Genomic DNA, 16,906 nt, shown 5'->3' on the forward strand with positions numbered 1-16,906 from the left:
CCTGGCTCACACTTCGGCTTTTTCTTGGTCTTGCTAGCAGACTTGAGGTGGGCGAAACAGTGCGGTGAAACAAGGGCGGAACTGCCCAATTGTGCCATTCCGGGGCGATGCGAAAGCACCATCATGTCCAAAAGCCTGATCGACCTGATCTCGATTCTCGACCTCGAACAGCTCGAGGTGAATCTGTTCCGCGGCAACAGCCCGAAGACGAGCTGGCAGCGGGTGTTCGGCGGCCAAGTGATCGGGCAGGCGATGGTTGCGGCCTGCCGCACGGTCGAGGGCCGGCTGCCGCATTCGCTGCATTGCTATTTCATCCTGCCGGGCGATCCGCAGATCCCGATCATCTACCAGGTCGAGCGCCTGCGCGACGGCAAGAGCTATTCGACCCGCCGCGTCACTGCGATCCAGCACGGCAACGCGATCTTCTCGATCATGGTGTCGTTCCACACCGACGAGGAGAGCGCGTTCGATCATCAGGACAAGATGCCCGACGTGCCGCCGCCGGAAAAGCTCACGGCGGAGGAGGTGGCGAAGCAGCCGATGTTCAAGGAGATGCCGGAGTTCATCCGCCGCTACTACGAGTCCGATCGTCCGATCGAGCTGCGCCCGGTCGAGCTCAGCCGTTATTTCGGCGAGAAGATCGACGACGGCCGCATTCACGTCTGGATCAGGACCGCGGCGAAGTTGCCCGACGATCCGGCGCTGCACATGTGCGCGCTCGCCTATGCCTCGGACTTTTCGCTGCTCGACGCGATCATGGCGCGCTACGGCCGCACGCTGTTCGACAAGCGCATGATGCCGGCGAGCCTCGACCACGCGATGTGGTTTCACCGCCCGTTCCGCGCCGACGAATGGCTGCTTTACGCGCAGGATTCGCCGAACGCACGAGGCGGCCGCGGCTTCACCCGCGGCTCGATCTTCAGGCCGGACGGTACGCTGGTGGCCTCCGTCGCGCAGGAAGGTTCTGTGCGCGAGCGCAAGTCCTAGAGCCCAGGCGCGAGTTCTTCGCGCCTGGGATTTGCGATCAAGCTCCGAGCGACCCGCGCGGAGCGAGCTCGGTCTGCGATGCGAACCAGTTCATGATCCAGCGATACACCCACGGGATCGGGATGATGAAGCTGGACAGGATCGCGGCGACGATGCCGCGCCAGAGAATGCCGAGACCGCTGCCCTTGAACACGATCTCGCGGCGCGTGCCTTCGATGCTGCGGCAGAACCAGCGCATCTGAGCCGCGGCGACCCAGGCCCAGCCGATGATCGTGATGATCGAGATCGCGAACAGCAGGTTCCAGCCGATATAGGCCCAGACCGAGCCGGAGAAGCTCAAGCCCAGCGGCTGCCCGTTGGAGGCGAGGTTCGCGACCATCCATTTGATCAGCAGCCAGTAGAGCGCGATCTGCGCGATCAACAGCAGATTGCTGAGCAGCGCACTGCCGATGACGCCGATCGCGATTGCCAGGACGATGAAGCCGAAGAACCAGGGCACCAGCGTCATCGCATTGCCGGTGAAGCTGAGATTGGGCCGGCCGGGCACCTTCACGCAGGACACGATCCATTTCGTGTACCAGACGAACACCCACGGCACCGGAATGATGAAGCACATGCCGATCAGCATCACGATGCTGCGCCAGGTGAACTCGAGGATGCCGAAATCGACCGACAGCGCTCCGCCGCTGCCGCCGCCACCAGCGTAGCCGGCGCCAGCGTAACCACCGGAGCCCATCATCGGCGGACCACCAGCCGGCATCATCGGGGGCGCACCGCCGCCGCCGATCAGGCCTGGGATTTCGGCGGCCTTCTGCCAGCCGGCCATGCCCTCGGACCACACCAGCGTGTCCGGGCGCACAACTCCCTGCGCGACCAGGTCGCGGAATTGCCCTTCCGGATAGGGCCCCTGTTGCTTGCCCTCGGATGCGTAGAACCAACTCGCCATGAAGCGCCCCCCTCAAACATACTTTTGTACCGGCCAGGAAGCTTAGGTTCACCGCTTCGGTTCACCGCATCCATGCCAAAAACGCATTGTGGAGGATGAACGGATGCCCTGTACAGAGGCGGCCGTTCACATGGCCAAACGTTTTTCCGCTTCAGTCTGCAAGTTTTTTATGCCATTTGCCCGGAAAGATGCCAGATTGACGCTGCGCCGGGGACATACGGCGTGGCGCATCCCCGGGGAACAGGCCTGACCATGAAACTCGTCGTCGCGATCATCAAACCCTTCAAGCTCGATGAAGTCCGCCAGGCGCTGACCGCGATCGGCGTCCACGGCATGACCGTGACCGAGGTGAAAGGCTACGGCCGCCAGAAGGGTCATACCGAGATCTATCGTGGCGCGGAATATGTCGTGAACTTCCTGCCGAAGCTGCGGATCGAGATCGCGGTCGCCTCCGACGTCGCCGACAAGGCAGTCGCCGTGATCACCGCGACGGCGCGCACCGGACAGATCGGCGACGGCAAGATCTTCGTCACGCCGATCGACCACGCGCTGCGCATCCGCACCGGCGAAACCGACAGCGACGCGCTTTAAGAAAACTTCTTCGATCGCACCGGGCAACGACGCCACAGCGTGCGACGCCAATTGATGCCGGGGGGAATGACATGGCGGGATTGTTGCGCCGCGCAGCTGTTATGGCTGCGCCGCTGGGATTTGTGACGTTCGTTGCGGCGCCCGCATCCGCCGCGGGCTCCGAGATCAACACCGCCGACACCGCCTGGATGATCGTCGCCACCGCGCTGGTGCTGATGATGACGATCCCCGGCTTGGCGCTGTTCTATTCCGGCATGGTGCGCAAGAAGAACGTGCTCGCCACCATGGCGCAGAGCCTCGCCGCGGTGACGATGATCTCGATCCTCTGGGTGGCGTTCGGCTATTCGCTCTGCTTCGTCGGCGACGGGCCGTGGATCGGAACGCTCGATCGCTGGTTCCTCGCGGGCATGACGATGGACAGCGTCAACCCGGCGGCGAAGACGATCCCGGAAGCGCTGTTCATGCTGTACCAGATGACCTTTGCCATCATCACGGTGGCGCTGGTCGCGGGCTCGGTCGCCGACAGGATGCGATTCTCCGCCTATCTGGTGTTCTCGGTCGCCTGGTTCATCTTCGTCTACATTCCGCTGGCGCATTGGGTGTGGGGCGGCGGCTTCCTCGCCAGCATGGGCGTGCTGGATTTCGCCGGCGGCCTCGTCGTGCATCTGTCGGCCGGCACCGCCGGCCTCGTCGCCGCCAAGGTGATGGGCCGCCGCCACGGCTACGGCACCGAAAATCTCTCGCCGTTCGATCTGTCGCTCGCGGTGATGGGCACCGGCCTGTTGTGGGTCGGCTGGTTCGGCTTCAACGGCGGCTCGGCGGGCGCGGCCAATTCGCGCGCGGTGCTGGCGATCATCGCGACGCATCTCGCGGCCTGCTCCGGCGCGCTGACCTGGGGCGCGATCGAATGGTCGACCCGGCGCAAGCCGTCGGTGCTCGGCATGATCTCCGGCGCGGTCGCCGGGCTCGGCACGATCACGCCGGCCTCGGGCTTCGTTGCGCCATGGCATGGCATCGTCATCGGCATCGTCGCCGGCGCGGTCTGCTACTGGGCCTGCACCTGGCTGAAGCACCGCTTCAACTATGACGATTCCCTCGACGTGTTCGGCGTCCACGGCATCGGCGGCCTGACCGGCACGCTGCTGGCCGGCGTGTTCGCGACCAGCGCGATCGGCGGCACCGCCGGCCTGATCGAGGGGCATCCGCAGCAATTGCTGATCCAGCTCTACGGCGTCGCCGTCACCTTCGTCTGGGCAGCCGGCGTGAGTTTCGTCCTGCTCAAGCTGGTCGCGCTGTTCGTGCCCTTGCGTGTATCCCGTGAGCACGAGCTCGAGGGGCTCGATATCTCGCAGCACGGCGAAGCGCTTCAGTAATAGGGGCTTGCGCAACACATAAGTAAATGCTTATGTGTTGGCATGATCGAAGCCGACATCTTCAAGGCACTGGCCGACCCGACGCGCCGAAAGGTCTTTGAGAAGCTCGCCGGCGGAAGCCTGAATGCCAGCGCCTTGCGCGACGGTTTGGAGATCAGCCAGCCGGCGATGTCGCAGCATCTTTCGGTGCTGCGCGCGGCAGGCCTCGTGCGCGAACAGCGGCAGGGCCGCTTCGTGAACTACGAAGTCGACCCGGACGGAATCGTGGCCATCGGCACATGGCTCGCGCGCTACCGTGCCTACTGGCCGAAGCGCATGGAAGCACTCGCCGATCTCCTCAAGGACATGGATCAATAAGGACTGGGATCAATGAGCGACGCCGCGAAGCCTGATCGTCCCGACGAAGCCCTGGTACTTGAATATGAACTCGATGCGCCCCCGGCAAAGGTCTGGCGCGCCGTGACCATTCCGGCCTTGCGCGAGCGCTGGTTGCCGGATTGCGACCTTGCAGGCGCCGAGCCTGAATCAACGATCGCCGGCGAAGAGGTGCGCTACCGGCTTCGCGATTCAGAGCCGCCGTTTCGCGAGAGCCACGTCATCTTCCGGATCGAGCCGAACGAGGACGGCGGCACCCGCTTCCGCATCATCCAGCAAGCCTGCGAAGAGCGAACAAAGCTGCCGCAGCCGGCCAATACCAATTGCTGCCTAATGCTGGCGGCCTAACACCAAACAGACTTCATCACCTGCAAACGTGGAGGTCGCCAATGCGCGACATGCTTCAGCTCGTCCCTATGGTCGTCGAACAATCCGCCCGCGGCGAGCGATCCTTCGACATCTATTCGCGGCTCCTGCGCGAACGCATCATCTTCCTCAACGGCGAGGTCAATGATGCGATGTCCGGACTGGTCTGCGCGCAATTGTTGTTCCTGGAGGCGGAGAATCCGAACAGGCCGATCAATCTCTACATCAACTCCTATGGCGGCGTGGTTACCTCTGGTCTCGCCATGTACGACACCATGCAGTTCATCAAGGCGCCGGTTCATACGCTGTGCATGGGCACCGCACGCTCGATGGGCTCGTTCCTGCTGATGGCCGGCGAGCCTGGTCACCGCGCCGCGCTGCCCAATGCGAGCCTTCACGTGCATCAGCCGCTCGGCGGCTTCCAGGGCCAGGCGTCCGACATCCTGATCCATGCCAACGAAATGCAGGAGACCAAGCGGCGCATCACCCGGCTCTACGCCCAGCATTGCGGGCGCACCGAGCCGGAGGTGGAACGGACCCTGGACCGCGACCACTTCATGACCGCGCAGCAGGGGGTCGAATGGGGATTGATCGACCGGGTCTTTGCGGAGCGCGAGGCCGCCTGAGGGTCCGACGCGGCCGTCAGCCGGATGGGTATCCGGCTGACTTCGCCTGTTCATCCTGCTCAGGCCGTTCCGCGTATCCCGTGAGCACGAACTCGAAGAGCTTGGTATTTCGCGGCACGGCGAAACCTTTCGGTGAGCGTTTCCTGTACCAAAATACCTTTTAGCTGCCCGACACATGAGCAACATTGTGTCGGCGGCTTGTCGTGCATTCTTTTTGAGCAGGCGTGACCACGTTTTGAGCGCGACGTAATAGCGCACTGCACCGCGATACGCGTCAAACGCGAAAACACCCGTTTTCATAATCCGTTAGGCAACGCGCCCGATCTGGCACGGCATTTGATTCTAGGGGTGCTGGCTGTGCCCGCGTAGTGAATTTCTCCCTCGTGGCGAACCAGTCGAGAAACGCCCGGCCATGTCCGGACCGGGCCCAAGCGGGGATAGGACCCATGAAAATTGTTATGGCGATTATCAAGCCATTCAAGCTGGAAGAAGTCCGTGACGCCCTGACCGCCATCGGCGTTCACGGTCTCACGGTGACGGAAGTCAAGGGATATGGCCGCCAGAAAGGCCATACGGAAATCTACCGCGGCGCTGAATATGCCGTGAGCTTCCTGCCCAAGATCAAGATCGAGGTCGCTGTCGCCTCCGACCAGGTCGACAAGACCATCGACGCCATCACGTCCGCCGCGAAAACCGGGCAGATCGGCGACGGCAAGATCTTCGTCATCAACCTCGACCATGCGGTTCGCATCCGCACCGGCGAGGCCGATGCCGCGGCCCTTTGATTTCGCGCACAACCTTTACCAATCAGGAGTGAATAAAATGACGTTTAAGCGTCCCTATGGCGCGGGATTAGCGGCTCTCGCAGTCGGCATGTTCGCTGCGACCGCAGCCTACGCCGAGCCAACGGTCAACAAGGGAGACAACGCCTGGATGCTGACATCGACAGTGCTCGTGCTGTTGATGACCATCCCCGGCCTCGCGCTGTTCTACGGCGGCCTCGTCCGTTCCAAGAACATGCTCTCGGTGCTGATGCAGGTGTTCTACACCGTCTGCGTCGTCACCGTGATCTGGGCCGTGTACGGCTACAGCCTCGCCTTCACTGGCGGCTCCGACTTCATCGGCGGCTTCTCCAAGGCCTTCATGATGGGCGTCACCACCGACTCGAAGGCCGCGACCTTCTCGGTCGACGCCAACATCTCGGAGCTCATCTATATGTGCTTCCAGATGACCTTCGCGGCGATCACGCCCGCCCTCATCGTCGGCGCCTTCGCCGAGCGCATGAAGTTCGCGGCCATCGCTCTCTTCATCCCGCTCTGGGTCACGCTGATCTACTTCCCGATCGCGCACATGGTCTGGTACTGGCCCGGCCCGGACGCGATCCAGGACGCTGCCAAGGCTCTGGCTGCTGCGGGTGACGCAGCTGCGAAGACCGCGGCGCAGGCCAAGCTCGACGAGATCAACGCCGACGCCGGCTGGATCTTCAAGAAGGGCGCGATCGACTTCGCTGGCGGCACCGTGGTGCACATCAACGCCGGCATCGCAGGTCTCGTCGGCGCTCTGCTGATCGGCAAGCGCGTCGGCTACGGCAAGGAGCTGATGGCTCCGCACTCGCTGACCATGTCGATGATCGGCGCCTCGCTGCTCTGGGTCGGCTGGTTCGGCTTCAACGCCGGCTCCAACCTCGAAGCCAACGGCGGCGCAGCCCTCGCCATGACCAACTCCTTCGTCGCCACCGCAGCCGCCGCGCTGTCGTGGATGTTCGCGGAGTGGATCGTGAAGGGTCACCCGTCGGTGCTCGGCGTCATCTCCGGCGCTGTCGCGGGCCTCGTGGCCGTCACGCCTGCCGCCGGCTTCGCCGGCGTGATGGGTGCGATCGTCCTCGGTCTCGTGGTCGGCGTGGTCTGCCTGTTCTTCTGCACCGTGGTGAAGAATGCGCTCGGCTACGATGACAGCCTCGATGTGTTCGGCGTGCACTGCATCGGCGGCATCGTCGGCGCCCTCGGCACCGGCATCCTCGTCAATCCGGCGCTGGGTGGTGCGGGCATCATCGACTACACCGCGATCCCGCCGAAGGTTGCCGATTACGACTTCGCGGCGCAGATGACCTCCCAGCTCTGGGGCGTCTGCACCACGCTGGTGTGGTCGGGCATCGGTTCGGCGATCCTCTACAAGGTCGTCGATGTGATCGTTGGCCTCCGCGCCAATGTCGAGACCGAGCGTGAAGGCCTCGACATCACCGAGCACACCGAGCGCGCCTACAACATGTAACTCTCCTCCCGGGCGCGGCCTCCTCGGGGGCCGTGTCCACGACTACGGTTTGGGGCACATACCCGGCAATGTCCCGACCGTTGAGGGGCTTCAGCGCAAGCTGAAGCCCCTTTCTTTTGGCCTTCTTTGCCCTGCGCGACAAAGAAAGGGATTGCCATTTCAGATTGCCGGCGCAGAAATATCGACCACAACGAAAAACAAACCGGGAGGTCGTCATGCGTTTGGAAGGCGGATGTTATTGCGGCGAAGTGCGCTACGTGGCCGAAGGCGATCCGATGATGCAGGCCCAGTGTCATTGCCGCGAGTGCCAGTACATCTCGGGCGGCGCGCCCAACACCTTCATCGCGATGCCGGTGGCCGGCTTCAGCTACATCACCGGGCAGCCCAAGCAGTTCACGCGCAAGGACCTCGAACGCGCGGTCACGCGCGAATTCTGCGCCGAATGCGGCACCCATCTGGTGACCAAGGTTCCGGGCCTGCCCGCGGCGATCCTGAAGGTCGGCACGCTGGACGAGCCAAAGCAGTTCCATCCGCAGATGGCGATCTACACCTGCGACAAGCAGGAGTTCCACGCGATCCCCGCAGGGCTGGCGACGTTCGAGAAGCTGCCGGGGCACTGAGCGCGCCCATCCCGAGAGACTCCTCATGCCCGGGCTCGTCCCGGGCATCCACGTTCTTGGGCGTGCCAGGAAGGCCGTCATGGCCGGGACCAGGGCCCACCCCGTATCCGTTGGATCCGACCTCATTATTCCCCCTCTGGACGGGCCAAACCTCGAATCCGGGTCACGGAAATGACTCTTGATGGCGCGGAAAGCCGATGGTTAATCGCGTCTTAACCTCGCCCTATCTATGGTGAAGTGAACCGCTTCCCGCCGGCGCCTTGGTGCGACCGGCTGTTCCAAGAGTGCTGGCGTCCAGAATGGCTATAACCGCTTCATCCCGTGCGCCGCAGGACAGTGGAAGCTCCGATAGCGAACGCTCGCCCTTCGTCCGGCTGAACGAGCTGCTGGCCCCCCATCAGCCGGGTAAGCCCTTGATTACGCTTGCAGTCGGCGAACCCCAGCATCCCGTGCCTGACTTCGTCGGCCCGGTGCTGGCCAAGCACATCGCCGATTTCGGCCGTTACCCCGCGAACAAGGGCACCGACCCGTTCCGCACGGCAGCGGGCGCCTGGCTGTCGTCGCGCTTCAAGCTGCCGCGGCCGCTCGATCCCGAAAGCGAGATTCTCGTCCTCAATGGCAGCCGCGAGGGGCTGTTCCTCGCCGCGATCGCGGCCGCGCGCTATGTCGGCCCGCGCCCCGGCAAGCCCGCAATCCTGATGCCGAACCCGTTCTATCCGGTCTATGGCGCCGGCGCCCGCGCCGCGGCCTGCGAGCCGGTCTACCTGCCGACCACCGTCGAAAACGGCTTTCTGCCCGATCTCGATGCCATCGACGAAGCGACGCTGGCGCGCACGGTGGCGTTCTATCTGGCCTCGCCCGCCAATCCGCAGGGCTCGGTCGCCAAGCCTGACTATTTCAGGCGGTTGAAGCAGCTCGCCGACCGCTACGGCTTCGTGATCCTCAGCGACGAGTGCTATTCCGAGATCTACACCCGCGAGGCCCCGGGCAGCGCGCTCGAATGCGCCGGCCCTGATTTCACCCGCGTGGTTGCGTTCCAGTCGCTGTCGAAGCGCTCCAACCTGCCGGGTTTGCGCGTCGGTTTCGCCGCCGGCGACAAGCGATTCATCGGCATGTTCCTCGAGCTGCGCAACATCGCGGCGCCGCAGGTGCCGGTGCCGCTCCAGCATGTCGCGACCGTTGCTTACGGCGACGAGGCGCATGTCGAGGAGAACCGCAGGCTCTACCGGATCAAGTTCGATCTCGCCGACCAGATCATCGGCGATCGTTACGGCTATCGCCGGCCTGACGCCGGCTTCTGCGTCTGGCTCAACACGTCCGCGCTCGGCGACGACGTGTCGATCACGCTCAAGCTCTTCAAGGAAGCAGGCGTACGCGTGGTGCCCGGCAGCTATCTGGCGCGGCTCCAGCCCGACGGCTTCAATCCGGGCGCAGGTTTCATTCGCCTTGCGCTGGTGCAGGATGGCGAGACCACGGCGCAGGCGCTGCACCGCCTGGTCGAGACTCTGGGTTAGGCGGGGCCCATGAGCATGTCGGCAATCGAACGTGTCATTCCACTGGTCGGCCATCTGCCGCCGTCGATCCGCGAGGGGCTGGCGCGGCGTATGCGCGAGCTCACCGGTCTCGGCCTGATTGCATTGTCAGGCGTCGCCTCGGCCGCGCTGATGACCTGGTCGGTGCAGGATCCAAGCCTCAGCCACGCGACCTCGCGGCCGATCCGCAACATTCTCGGCTATGCCGGCGCGATCGGCGCCGACCTTGCGATGCAGATCCTCGGGCTCGGCGCGATCATGCTGATCCTGACGGTCGCGGTCTGGGGCTGGCGCATGATGACCCATCGCCCGTTCGACCGCGAGGCGCTGCGGCTCGGTTCCTGGATTCTCTGCACCGTGATCGCGGCCGGCTTCGTCAGCTGCTGGCCGCATGGCGGCGCCTGGCCGCTGCCGACCGGCCTCGGCGGCGTGGTCGGCGATGCCTTGGTGCGCGCGCCCGCGGTGATTTTCGGACCGGCGGGCACGATCTATCGCATGGTGCTGGGCACGATCCTGTTCGCCGCGATGGGCGCGACCTTCCTGATCGCCTGCGGCCTCGGCGCGCGCGAGCATGACGACGAGCTCGCGGAGATCGAGGACGACGACAAGCCGCTGGACGAGGACGAGGAGAGCGATCGCGGCTCGGTGTCGTTGGGCTGGCTGTTCCACGCATTGATGAGCACGAAGGCGCGGCTGATCTGGCTGCTCGGCACCGCTTACCGCTCGCTGGTCTCGAGCGGACCGAAGACCAAAGCCGTTGCGTTCAGTCGCCAGGAGCCGAATCTCGGCGGCGGCCGCGCCGCGCCGTCGATCTCGCCGCAGTCCGAAGACGAGATTGACGAGGACGAGCACGAAGAAGAGGAAGACGAGGAGGAGGAGGAAGAGGAGGAGCCGGCCGCGCGCGCCCCGCGCAAGAAGGCTGCACCGAAGGGCGCTTCCAAGAAATCCTCCGACAAGTTCGAGCTTCCGTCCGTGTCCGTTCTGGCCGCGCCCAAGGCGGGCGATCGCCAGCCGCTCAGCAAGGCCGAGCTGGAAGCCAATTCGCGCTCGCTCGAAGGCGTGCTGCAGGATTTCGGCGTGCGCGGCGAGATCGTGAAGGCCAATCCGGGTCCCGTGGTCACGCTGTACGAGCTGGAGCCGGCGCCCGGCATCAAATCGTCGCGCGTGATCGGGCTCGCCGACGATATCGCCCGCTCGATGAGCGCGCTGTCGGCGCGCGTGGCGGTCGTGCCGGGCCGCAACGCCATCGGTATCGAACTGCCGAACGCGCATCGCGAAAAGGTCTATCTGCGCGAACTGCTGATCGCAAAGGAAGCGACCGACACGGTTGCGAAGCTGCCGCTCTGCCTCGGCAAGACCATCGGCGGCGACCCCGTCATCATCGACCTCGCGCGCACGCCGCACATGCTGATCGCCGGCACCACCGGCTCCGGCAAGTCGGTCGCCATCAACACCATGATCCTCAGCCTGGTCTACCGGCTGCGCCCGGACCAGTGCCGCCTGATCATGGTCGATCCGAAGATGCTCGAACTCTCCGTCTATGACGGCATTCCCCATCTGCTCACCCCCGTCGTGACCGACCCGAAGAAGGCGGTGGTCGCGCTGAAATGGGCCGTGCGCGAGATGGAAGAGCGCTACAAGAACATGGCCAAGCTCGGTGTGCGCAACATCGACGGCTACAATACGCGCCTGCTCGAATTGAAAGCCAAGGGCGAGGAACCGACGCGCACGGTGCATACCGGCTTCGACAAGGAAACCGGCAAGGCGATCTACGAGGAAGAGAAGCTCTCGCTCGACCCGCTGCCCTACATCGTCATCATCGTCGACGAAATGGCCGACCTGATGATGGTTGCCGGCAAGGACATCGAAGGCGCGGTGCAGCGCCTCGCGCAGATGGCGCGCGCCGCCGGCCTGCATGTGATCCTCGCGACACAACGCCCGTCGGTCGACGTCATCACCGGCACCATCAAGGCGAACTTCCCGACCCGCATCGCCTTCCAGGTGACGTCCAAGATCGACAGCCGCACCATTTTGGGCGAGATGGGCGCCGAGCAGCTGCTCGGGCAGGGCGACATGCTCTACATGGCGGGCGGCGGCCGCATCAGCCGCGTGCACGGACCTTTCGCGTCGGACGAAGAAGTCGAGAAGGTGGTGCGTCACCTCAAGACGCAGGGCCAGCCCGAATACCTCGAGGCCGTCACGGCCGAAGAGCCGACCGAGGACGAGGACGGTGGCGCCGTGTTCGACGCCAGCGGCATGGGCGCGGATGGCGGCGGCGATCTCTTCCAACAGGCCGTGGCCATCGTCAAACGCGACCGCAAGGCCTCGACCAGCTACATCCAGCGCCGGCTCCAGATCGGCTATAACCGCGCCGCTTCGCTGATGGAGCGCATGGAACTGGAAGGCATCGTCGGACCCGCCAACCACGCCGGAAAGCGCGAGATTCTGGTCGAGGAAGAAGACAGCCATATGTGAGGCAGAGCCGCCTCTGAACATAATTTCACGCAAAATCGATATCTGCATTTGCGAAATCACGCTAAAAAGGCGCCCAGCCACACAGGACGACGCGTTGATCAGACATCCGGACATTCGATTCGCTGCCACCATCGCTGCGCGAAGCGCGCGTATGACCGGCGTGCTTCTCGTCACCGCCGCGATGGTGACTGCGGCGTCGTTCGCGCAGACCGTGCCCGTGCCGAAGCCAGCGCCGAAGGGCCGCGATGGCGGTTCAGCCGGCGGGCCCGCCGTCACTGGCGCAACGCAGACGCCGCCGAACCCGGTCATTCCGGATCCGCGCCGCAACGTGCCGAGCAGCATCTTCCAGACCTTCGATGCCAACCAGAAGGCGCAGGCGGCCAAGGTCAGCGCCTATCTGTCCTCGCTGTCGACGCTGGTTGGAAATTTCGTCCAGGTCGGTCCCGACGGCAGCAAGACGCAGGGCGACTTCTACATCCAGAAGCCCGGCAAGGTGCGCTTCGAATATGACGCGCCGAGCCCGATCGACATCGTCGCCGACGGATCGTCGCTGGTGGTGCGCGACCGCAAGCTCGCGACCCAGGACGTCTATCCGCTGTCGCAGACGCCGCTGCGCTTCCTGCTGTCCGATCGCATCGACCTGATGAGGGACACCAACGTCGTCAACGTCTCCGCTGACGACGTGTTCGTCAGCGTCACCATCGAGGAGAAGCAGGCGCTGGTCGGCACCAGCCGCTTGCTGCTGATGTTCGGCGCCAAGGACGGCCAGTTGAAGCAGTGGACCGTCACCGACCCGCAGGGCTACGACACCACGATCGCGGTCTACAATCTCGACGCGACCAAGAAGCTCGATCCCGGCATGTTCAAGATCGATTTCACCAATTACGGCCCATCGCCGGGATAGGCGCCGTGCTATCGTGGGGTGCAAAGGCGCACTTGCGCCGTGCCCACCATCTTTCCTCCTTACAGCAGGCATGGTGGGCACGCTTCCGCCTTCGCTCTTCGAGCTACGGCGGACAAGTCGCTTTGCCCACCCTACGAGAGCTCGCTGTGGACAAGCATTTTCCCCGCGCCAATCCATGCTAAGACGCATCCCTCATGCGTCTTTCCCTGACAACCTGGAACATCAATTCGGTGCGGCTGCGCATCGACCTGGTCGCGAAGTTTCTCAAGAGCGCGCGGCCGGACGTGCTGTGTCTCCAGGAGACCAAGTGCATCGACGATGCCTTTCCGCTGAAGCGTTTCAAGCGGCTCGGCTACGAGCATGTCGCGCTGAACGGGCAGAAGGGCTATCACGGCGTCGCCATCGTCTCGAAGATTCCGTTCGAATCGAAAGACATCCGCACCTTCTGCGACAAGGTGGATTCGCGCCACATCTCGGTCTCGTTCGGCGAGAAGGCCAGCATCGCAAAGCCGCTGGTGCTGCATAATTTCTACGTCCCCGCCGGCGGCGACATTCCCGATCCCGCGCTGAACGAGAAATTCGACCACAAGCTTCGCTTCCTCGACGAGATGAAGGCCTGCGAGCCGCTGCATCCGCGCGGGGAGGATCGCCACATCCTGGTCGGCGATCTCAACGTCGCGCCGCACGAGAACGACGTGTGGTCGCACAAGCAGCTTCTGAAAGTGGTTTCGCATACGCCTGTGGAGACCGAGAAGCTGCAAGCCGCGCTGGCAGCCGGTGAGTGGGTCGACGTCGCGCGCGAGCGTTTTCCGATGTCGGAGAAGGTCTACACGTGGTGGAGCTATCGCTCCGCCGACTGGACCGTCGGTGATCGCGGCCGCAGGCTCGACCACATCTGGGTCTCGCGCGCATTGAAGGACGCGGTCAGTGATTTCAAGATCCTGCGCGACGCGCGGAGCTGGGAGCGCCCGTCGGACCACGTGCCGGTGACGGTGACGCTGGAGGTGTGACGGCGCCGTCCTGGCTACGACGACGTCTCACGACGTCAGCTTCGCGCCCGCCATCAGGATATCGCTCGCGATCTGGCTGGAGCGCACCGCGAATTCGTCGCGGAGGCGAACGGCCGCGGCCGGGTCGCTCTCGAGCACGCGTTGAAACAGGCTGCGCGCGACGCGGATGACGGAGGCGTGCTCAAGCGCGACCGCGCTCGACGGCCGCTTCATCGGCACCACCAGCGCGAGCTCGCCGATCAGCGCGCCGGGACCTGCGATCATCTCCGCGCCGGCGCCGTCGTCGACCCGAAAGGCGCCGCGTTGAACCACGTATCCGGCATCGGCTTCGTCGCCGAGATTGAACAGGACGTCGCCGCGGACGAAATTACGCTGCTCGGAGCCGATCGCCAGCATGCGCAACGACGCATCTCCCAACAAGCGCAGTGTCGGGACACGCTCGAGAAGCGCTACGTCGTCGTCGATTGACATTCAGGTCCGGGGCTCAAAGGGCATGCGATCTAAAACGATTCGCACGCCCCCAAAGCGTATCACGGCACCAGCTTGTAGCCACCGGCTTCCGTGACCAGGATCTCCGGATTGGCGGCGTCCTTCTCGATCTTCTGGCGGAGGCGGTAGATGTGGGTTTCCAGCGTGTGGGTGGTGACGCCGGAATTATAGCCCCAGACCTCCTGGAGCAGGGTCTCGCGCGAGACCGGCATCTGGCCGGCCCGGTAAAGGAAGCGGAGGATGGCGGTTTCCTTCTCGGTGAGCCGGACCTTGCGGGCATTGGCCGCGGTCAGCATCTTCGAGCCGGGGCGGAAGGAGTAGGGGCCGACCGAGAACACCGCGTCCTCGCTCGCCTCGTGCTGGCGGAGCTGGGCGCGGATGCGGGCCAGCAGCACGGCGAAACGGAAGGGTTTTGCAACGTAGTCGTTGGCGCCGGATTCCAGCCCCAAAATCGTGTCGGAATCGGTGTCATGCCCGGTGAGCATGATGATCGGAGCCTTGAAGCCGCCCTTGCGCAAGGAACGAACCACCTCGCGGCCATCGGTGTCGGGCAGGCCGACATCCATCAGGACCAGATCGGGGGCATTGGCCTTCGCGGCGCTCGCGCCCTTGGCGCCGGTATCGACGGCGGAGGCCTCAAATTCTTCGTGCAGCGATAATTGCTCCACCAACGTATCGCGCAGATCGGTATCGTCATCCACGATGAGGATCTTGCGGGCATTGGCCATAGGGGGTCATCCTTTTGGAGTCCGGCTCGGCGCGCATGCATGCTGCACCCAACCGCGAGGGAAAGTTAGGGGGGTCGCCGTTATTATTGTTGTTCGTGTTGAAGTAGTGGGCTGTTACCGATTCACAAGCCAGAACCACTCTAACTCAAAATCTCAGGCCGTTTTGATGAATGTCCTGTAATGAATTCGACATCGCACGTTCCCATGAAAAACAAAGCGGATTCAGCTAGTTATCCAAGGAATCGAAGCTCCGGACCGCTCCAAGCGATCCGCGTTAAACCTGCTGCCGGGAATCCGCGCCGGGGGTGGCTGACGGCCGGCGCGCTGACGATCCCGGTGGCGCTGGGGCGGGGCGGAATCCTGGCAAACAAGCGGGAGGGCGATGGCGGCACCCCGCGGGGCAGCTTCCGTCCCAGGCAATTATGGTGGCGGGGCGATCGCCACAGCCGTCCGCGGACCTTTCTTCCGGCCCGGACCATCGGCGACACGGACGCCTGGTGCGAGGACGCCGGGGACCGCCACTACAATCAGGCGATCCGGCTCGGGCCGGAGCAGGGCGGTGACCGTCTCAAGCGGACCGACCATCTCTATGACTTCATCATCGAAATCGACCACAACACCAGACCGCGCATCGCCGGCCGCGGTAGCGCGGTGTTCTTGCATCTGGCGCGCGACAATTTCGGACCGACCGCGGGCTGCGTCTCGATGACCAAAGCGGCGATGCTGCAATTGCTGCGGCGACTGGGACCAAGAACAAGAATCATCATCGGGTGAGGGCACATGCTCGACAAGGATCAGATCGCCGCCGCATCGCAGGTCCTGGTCAGACATTGGCGCGACGGCACCAAGTTTGACGCGCTGGAGCCGCGGTTGCGGCCGCAGAGCCGCGCCGATGGCTATGCCATCCAGGCCGTCCTCGAAAACCAATCGCTTGGAAACCTGTTCGGTTGGAAGATCGCGGCGACAAGCGAGGCCGGACAGAAGCACATCAACGTCGCGGGACCGCTGGCCGGCCGCATCATGAGCGACACCGTGATCGCCGACGGTGGCACGGCGTGGATGAAAGGCAACGAGATGCGCGTCGGCGAGCCCGAGTTCGCCTTCGTCATGGGCCGCGATCTGCCGCCGCGCGCGACGCCGTACAGTGTCGACGACGTGCTCGCCGCCGTCGACACCCTGCATCCCGCGATCGAGATTCCCGACTCGCGCTTTGGCGATTTCGCCAGCGCCGGCGAGGCGCAGCTGATCGCCGACAATGCCTGCGCGCATCTGTTCGTGCTGGGCGCAGCGACGAGTGCAAACTGGCGCGCCATGAATCTCGTCGAGGAGCGGCCGCAGATCACGCTGCGCGGCCGGCGCTATCTCGGCCACGGCAAGAACGTGCTCGGCGATCCCCGTGTTGCCCTGGCCTGGCTTGCCAACGAGCTGCGCGGGCTCGGCATCACCTTGCGGGCAGGGGAGGTGGTGACGACAGGCACATGCCATCCGCCGCTGCCGATCCAGGCCGGCGATCATTTCGCGGTGGATTTCGGTGTGCTGGGGCAGGTGTCGGTGGGGTTTGCGTAGAGGCGGCCTCACACACCGCCGTCATTGCGAGCGCAGCGAAGCAATGA

18 protein-coding genes are annotated in these 16,906 nt (G+C 64.2%); 15 read left to right on the forward strand and 3 right to left on the reverse strand.

Features of this window, described 5'->3' with window-relative positions; translation table 11 throughout:
* Positions 1-123: 123 nt before the first annotated feature.
* Complete coding sequence (tesB, locus tag BJ6T_RS02780; protein WP_014490767.1) at positions 124-987, forward strand: acyl-CoA thioesterase II; 864 nt, start codon at positions 124-126, stop codon at positions 985-987.
* Between the two features lie 37 nt (positions 988-1,024).
* Here tesB and BJ6T_RS02785 read toward each other — a convergent pair whose 3' ends face one another.
* Complete coding sequence (locus tag BJ6T_RS02785) at positions 1,025-1,933, reverse strand: DUF4339 domain-containing protein (protein ID WP_014490768.1); 909 nt, start codon at positions 1,931-1,933, stop codon at positions 1,025-1,027.
* A gap of 252 nt (positions 1,934-2,185) precedes the next feature.
* Here BJ6T_RS02785 and BJ6T_RS02790 point away from each other — a divergent pair, with 252 nt between their 5' ends.
* The 12 genes from BJ6T_RS02790 (at position 2,186) to xth (ending at position 14,076) form a co-directional block, all read left to right on the forward strand.
* On the forward strand, positions 2,186-2,524 hold the full coding sequence (locus BJ6T_RS02790; RefSeq protein ID WP_008142802.1) for a P-II family nitrogen regulator: 339 nt from the start codon (positions 2,186-2,188) through the stop codon (positions 2,522-2,524).
* A 71-nt stretch (positions 2,525-2,595) separates the two neighbouring features.
* Complete coding sequence (locus tag BJ6T_RS02795; RefSeq protein WP_028169697.1) at positions 2,596-3,897, forward strand: ammonium transporter; 1,302 nt, start codon at positions 2,596-2,598, stop codon at positions 3,895-3,897.
* Positions 3,898-3,939: 42 nt separating this feature from the next.
* A complete protein-coding gene (locus BJ6T_RS02800) occupies positions 3,940-4,254 on the forward strand; it encodes an ArsR/SmtB family transcription factor (protein WP_014490770.1) in 315 nt (104 codons plus the stop codon).
* A 12-nt stretch (positions 4,255-4,266) separates the two neighbouring features.
* Complete coding sequence (locus BJ6T_RS02805; protein ID WP_014490771.1) at positions 4,267-4,620, forward strand: SRPBCC family protein; 354 nt, start codon at positions 4,267-4,269, stop codon at positions 4,618-4,620.
* Positions 4,621-4,661: 41 nt separating this feature from the next.
* The gene (locus tag BJ6T_RS02810) at positions 4,662-5,264 is read left to right on the forward strand and encodes an ATP-dependent Clp protease proteolytic subunit (protein WP_014490772.1); all 603 of its coding nucleotides are present in this window, start codon (positions 4,662-4,664) and stop codon (positions 5,262-5,264) included.
* Positions 5,265-5,710: 446 nt separating this feature from the next.
* Entirely contained in the window at positions 5,711-6,049 is a 339-nt protein-coding gene (locus BJ6T_RS02815; protein ID WP_008142813.1) for a P-II family nitrogen regulator, read from the forward strand.
* A 37-nt stretch (positions 6,050-6,086) separates the two neighbouring features.
* The gene (locus BJ6T_RS02820) at positions 6,087-7,535 is read left to right on the forward strand and encodes an ammonium transporter (RefSeq protein WP_014490773.1); all 1,449 of its coding nucleotides are present in this window, start codon (positions 6,087-6,089) and stop codon (positions 7,533-7,535) included.
* Between the two features lie 215 nt (positions 7,536-7,750).
* The gene (locus BJ6T_RS02825) at positions 7,751-8,155 is read left to right on the forward strand and encodes a GFA family protein (RefSeq protein WP_014490774.1); all 405 of its coding nucleotides are present in this window, start codon (positions 7,751-7,753) and stop codon (positions 8,153-8,155) included.
* A 299-nt stretch (positions 8,156-8,454) separates the two neighbouring features.
* Entirely contained in the window at positions 8,455-9,669 is a 1,215-nt protein-coding gene (locus BJ6T_RS02830; protein ID WP_014490775.1) for an aminotransferase class I/II-fold pyridoxal phosphate-dependent enzyme, read from the forward strand.
* Between the two features lie 9 nt (positions 9,670-9,678).
* Positions 9,679-12,162 (forward strand): DNA translocase FtsK, encoded by a 2,484-nt coding sequence (locus tag BJ6T_RS02835; RefSeq protein ID WP_014490776.1) that lies wholly within the window; start codon positions 9,679-9,681, stop codon positions 12,160-12,162.
* Positions 12,163-12,313: 151 nt separating this feature from the next.
* A complete protein-coding gene (locus tag BJ6T_RS02840) occupies positions 12,314-13,066 on the forward strand; it encodes an outer membrane lipoprotein carrier protein LolA (RefSeq protein ID WP_028169698.1) in 753 nt (250 codons plus the stop codon).
* Positions 13,067-13,260: 194 nt separating this feature from the next.
* The gene (gene xth / locus BJ6T_RS02845) at positions 13,261-14,076 is read left to right on the forward strand and encodes an exodeoxyribonuclease III (RefSeq protein ID WP_014490778.1); all 816 of its coding nucleotides are present in this window, start codon (positions 13,261-13,263) and stop codon (positions 14,074-14,076) included.
* A gap of 27 nt (positions 14,077-14,103) precedes the next feature.
* Here the strand turns inward: xth and BJ6T_RS02850 are convergent, their stop codons facing one another.
* On the reverse strand, positions 14,104-14,547 hold the full coding sequence (locus tag BJ6T_RS02850; RefSeq protein ID WP_028158686.1) for a cyclic nucleotide-binding domain-containing protein: 444 nt from the start codon (positions 14,545-14,547) through the stop codon (positions 14,104-14,106).
* 59 nt (positions 14,548-14,606) lie between these two features.
* Positions 14,607-15,293 (reverse strand): response regulator transcription factor, encoded by a 687-nt coding sequence (locus BJ6T_RS02855; protein ID WP_007598630.1) that lies wholly within the window; start codon positions 15,291-15,293, stop codon positions 14,607-14,609.
* A gap of 204 nt (positions 15,294-15,497) precedes the next feature.
* On the opposite strand from BJ6T_RS02855, the gene BJ6T_RS02860 reads away from it, so the two are divergent.
* Positions 15,498-16,067, forward strand: coding sequence for a L,D-transpeptidase family protein (locus tag BJ6T_RS02860; protein ID WP_039228798.1), 570 nt, complete (start codon positions 15,498-15,500; stop codon positions 16,065-16,067).
* A 6-nt stretch (positions 16,068-16,073) separates the two neighbouring features.
* The gene (locus tag BJ6T_RS02865) at positions 16,074-16,859 is read left to right on the forward strand and encodes a 2-keto-4-pentenoate hydratase (RefSeq protein ID WP_014490781.1); all 786 of its coding nucleotides are present in this window, start codon (positions 16,074-16,076) and stop codon (positions 16,857-16,859) included.
* Positions 16,860-16,906 lie beyond the last annotated feature (47 nt).

The sequence above is a fragment of the Bradyrhizobium japonicum USDA 6 genome (assembly GCF_000284375.1).
GTDB classification, from domain to species: domain Bacteria; phylum Pseudomonadota; class Alphaproteobacteria; order Rhizobiales; family Xanthobacteraceae; genus Bradyrhizobium; species Bradyrhizobium japonicum.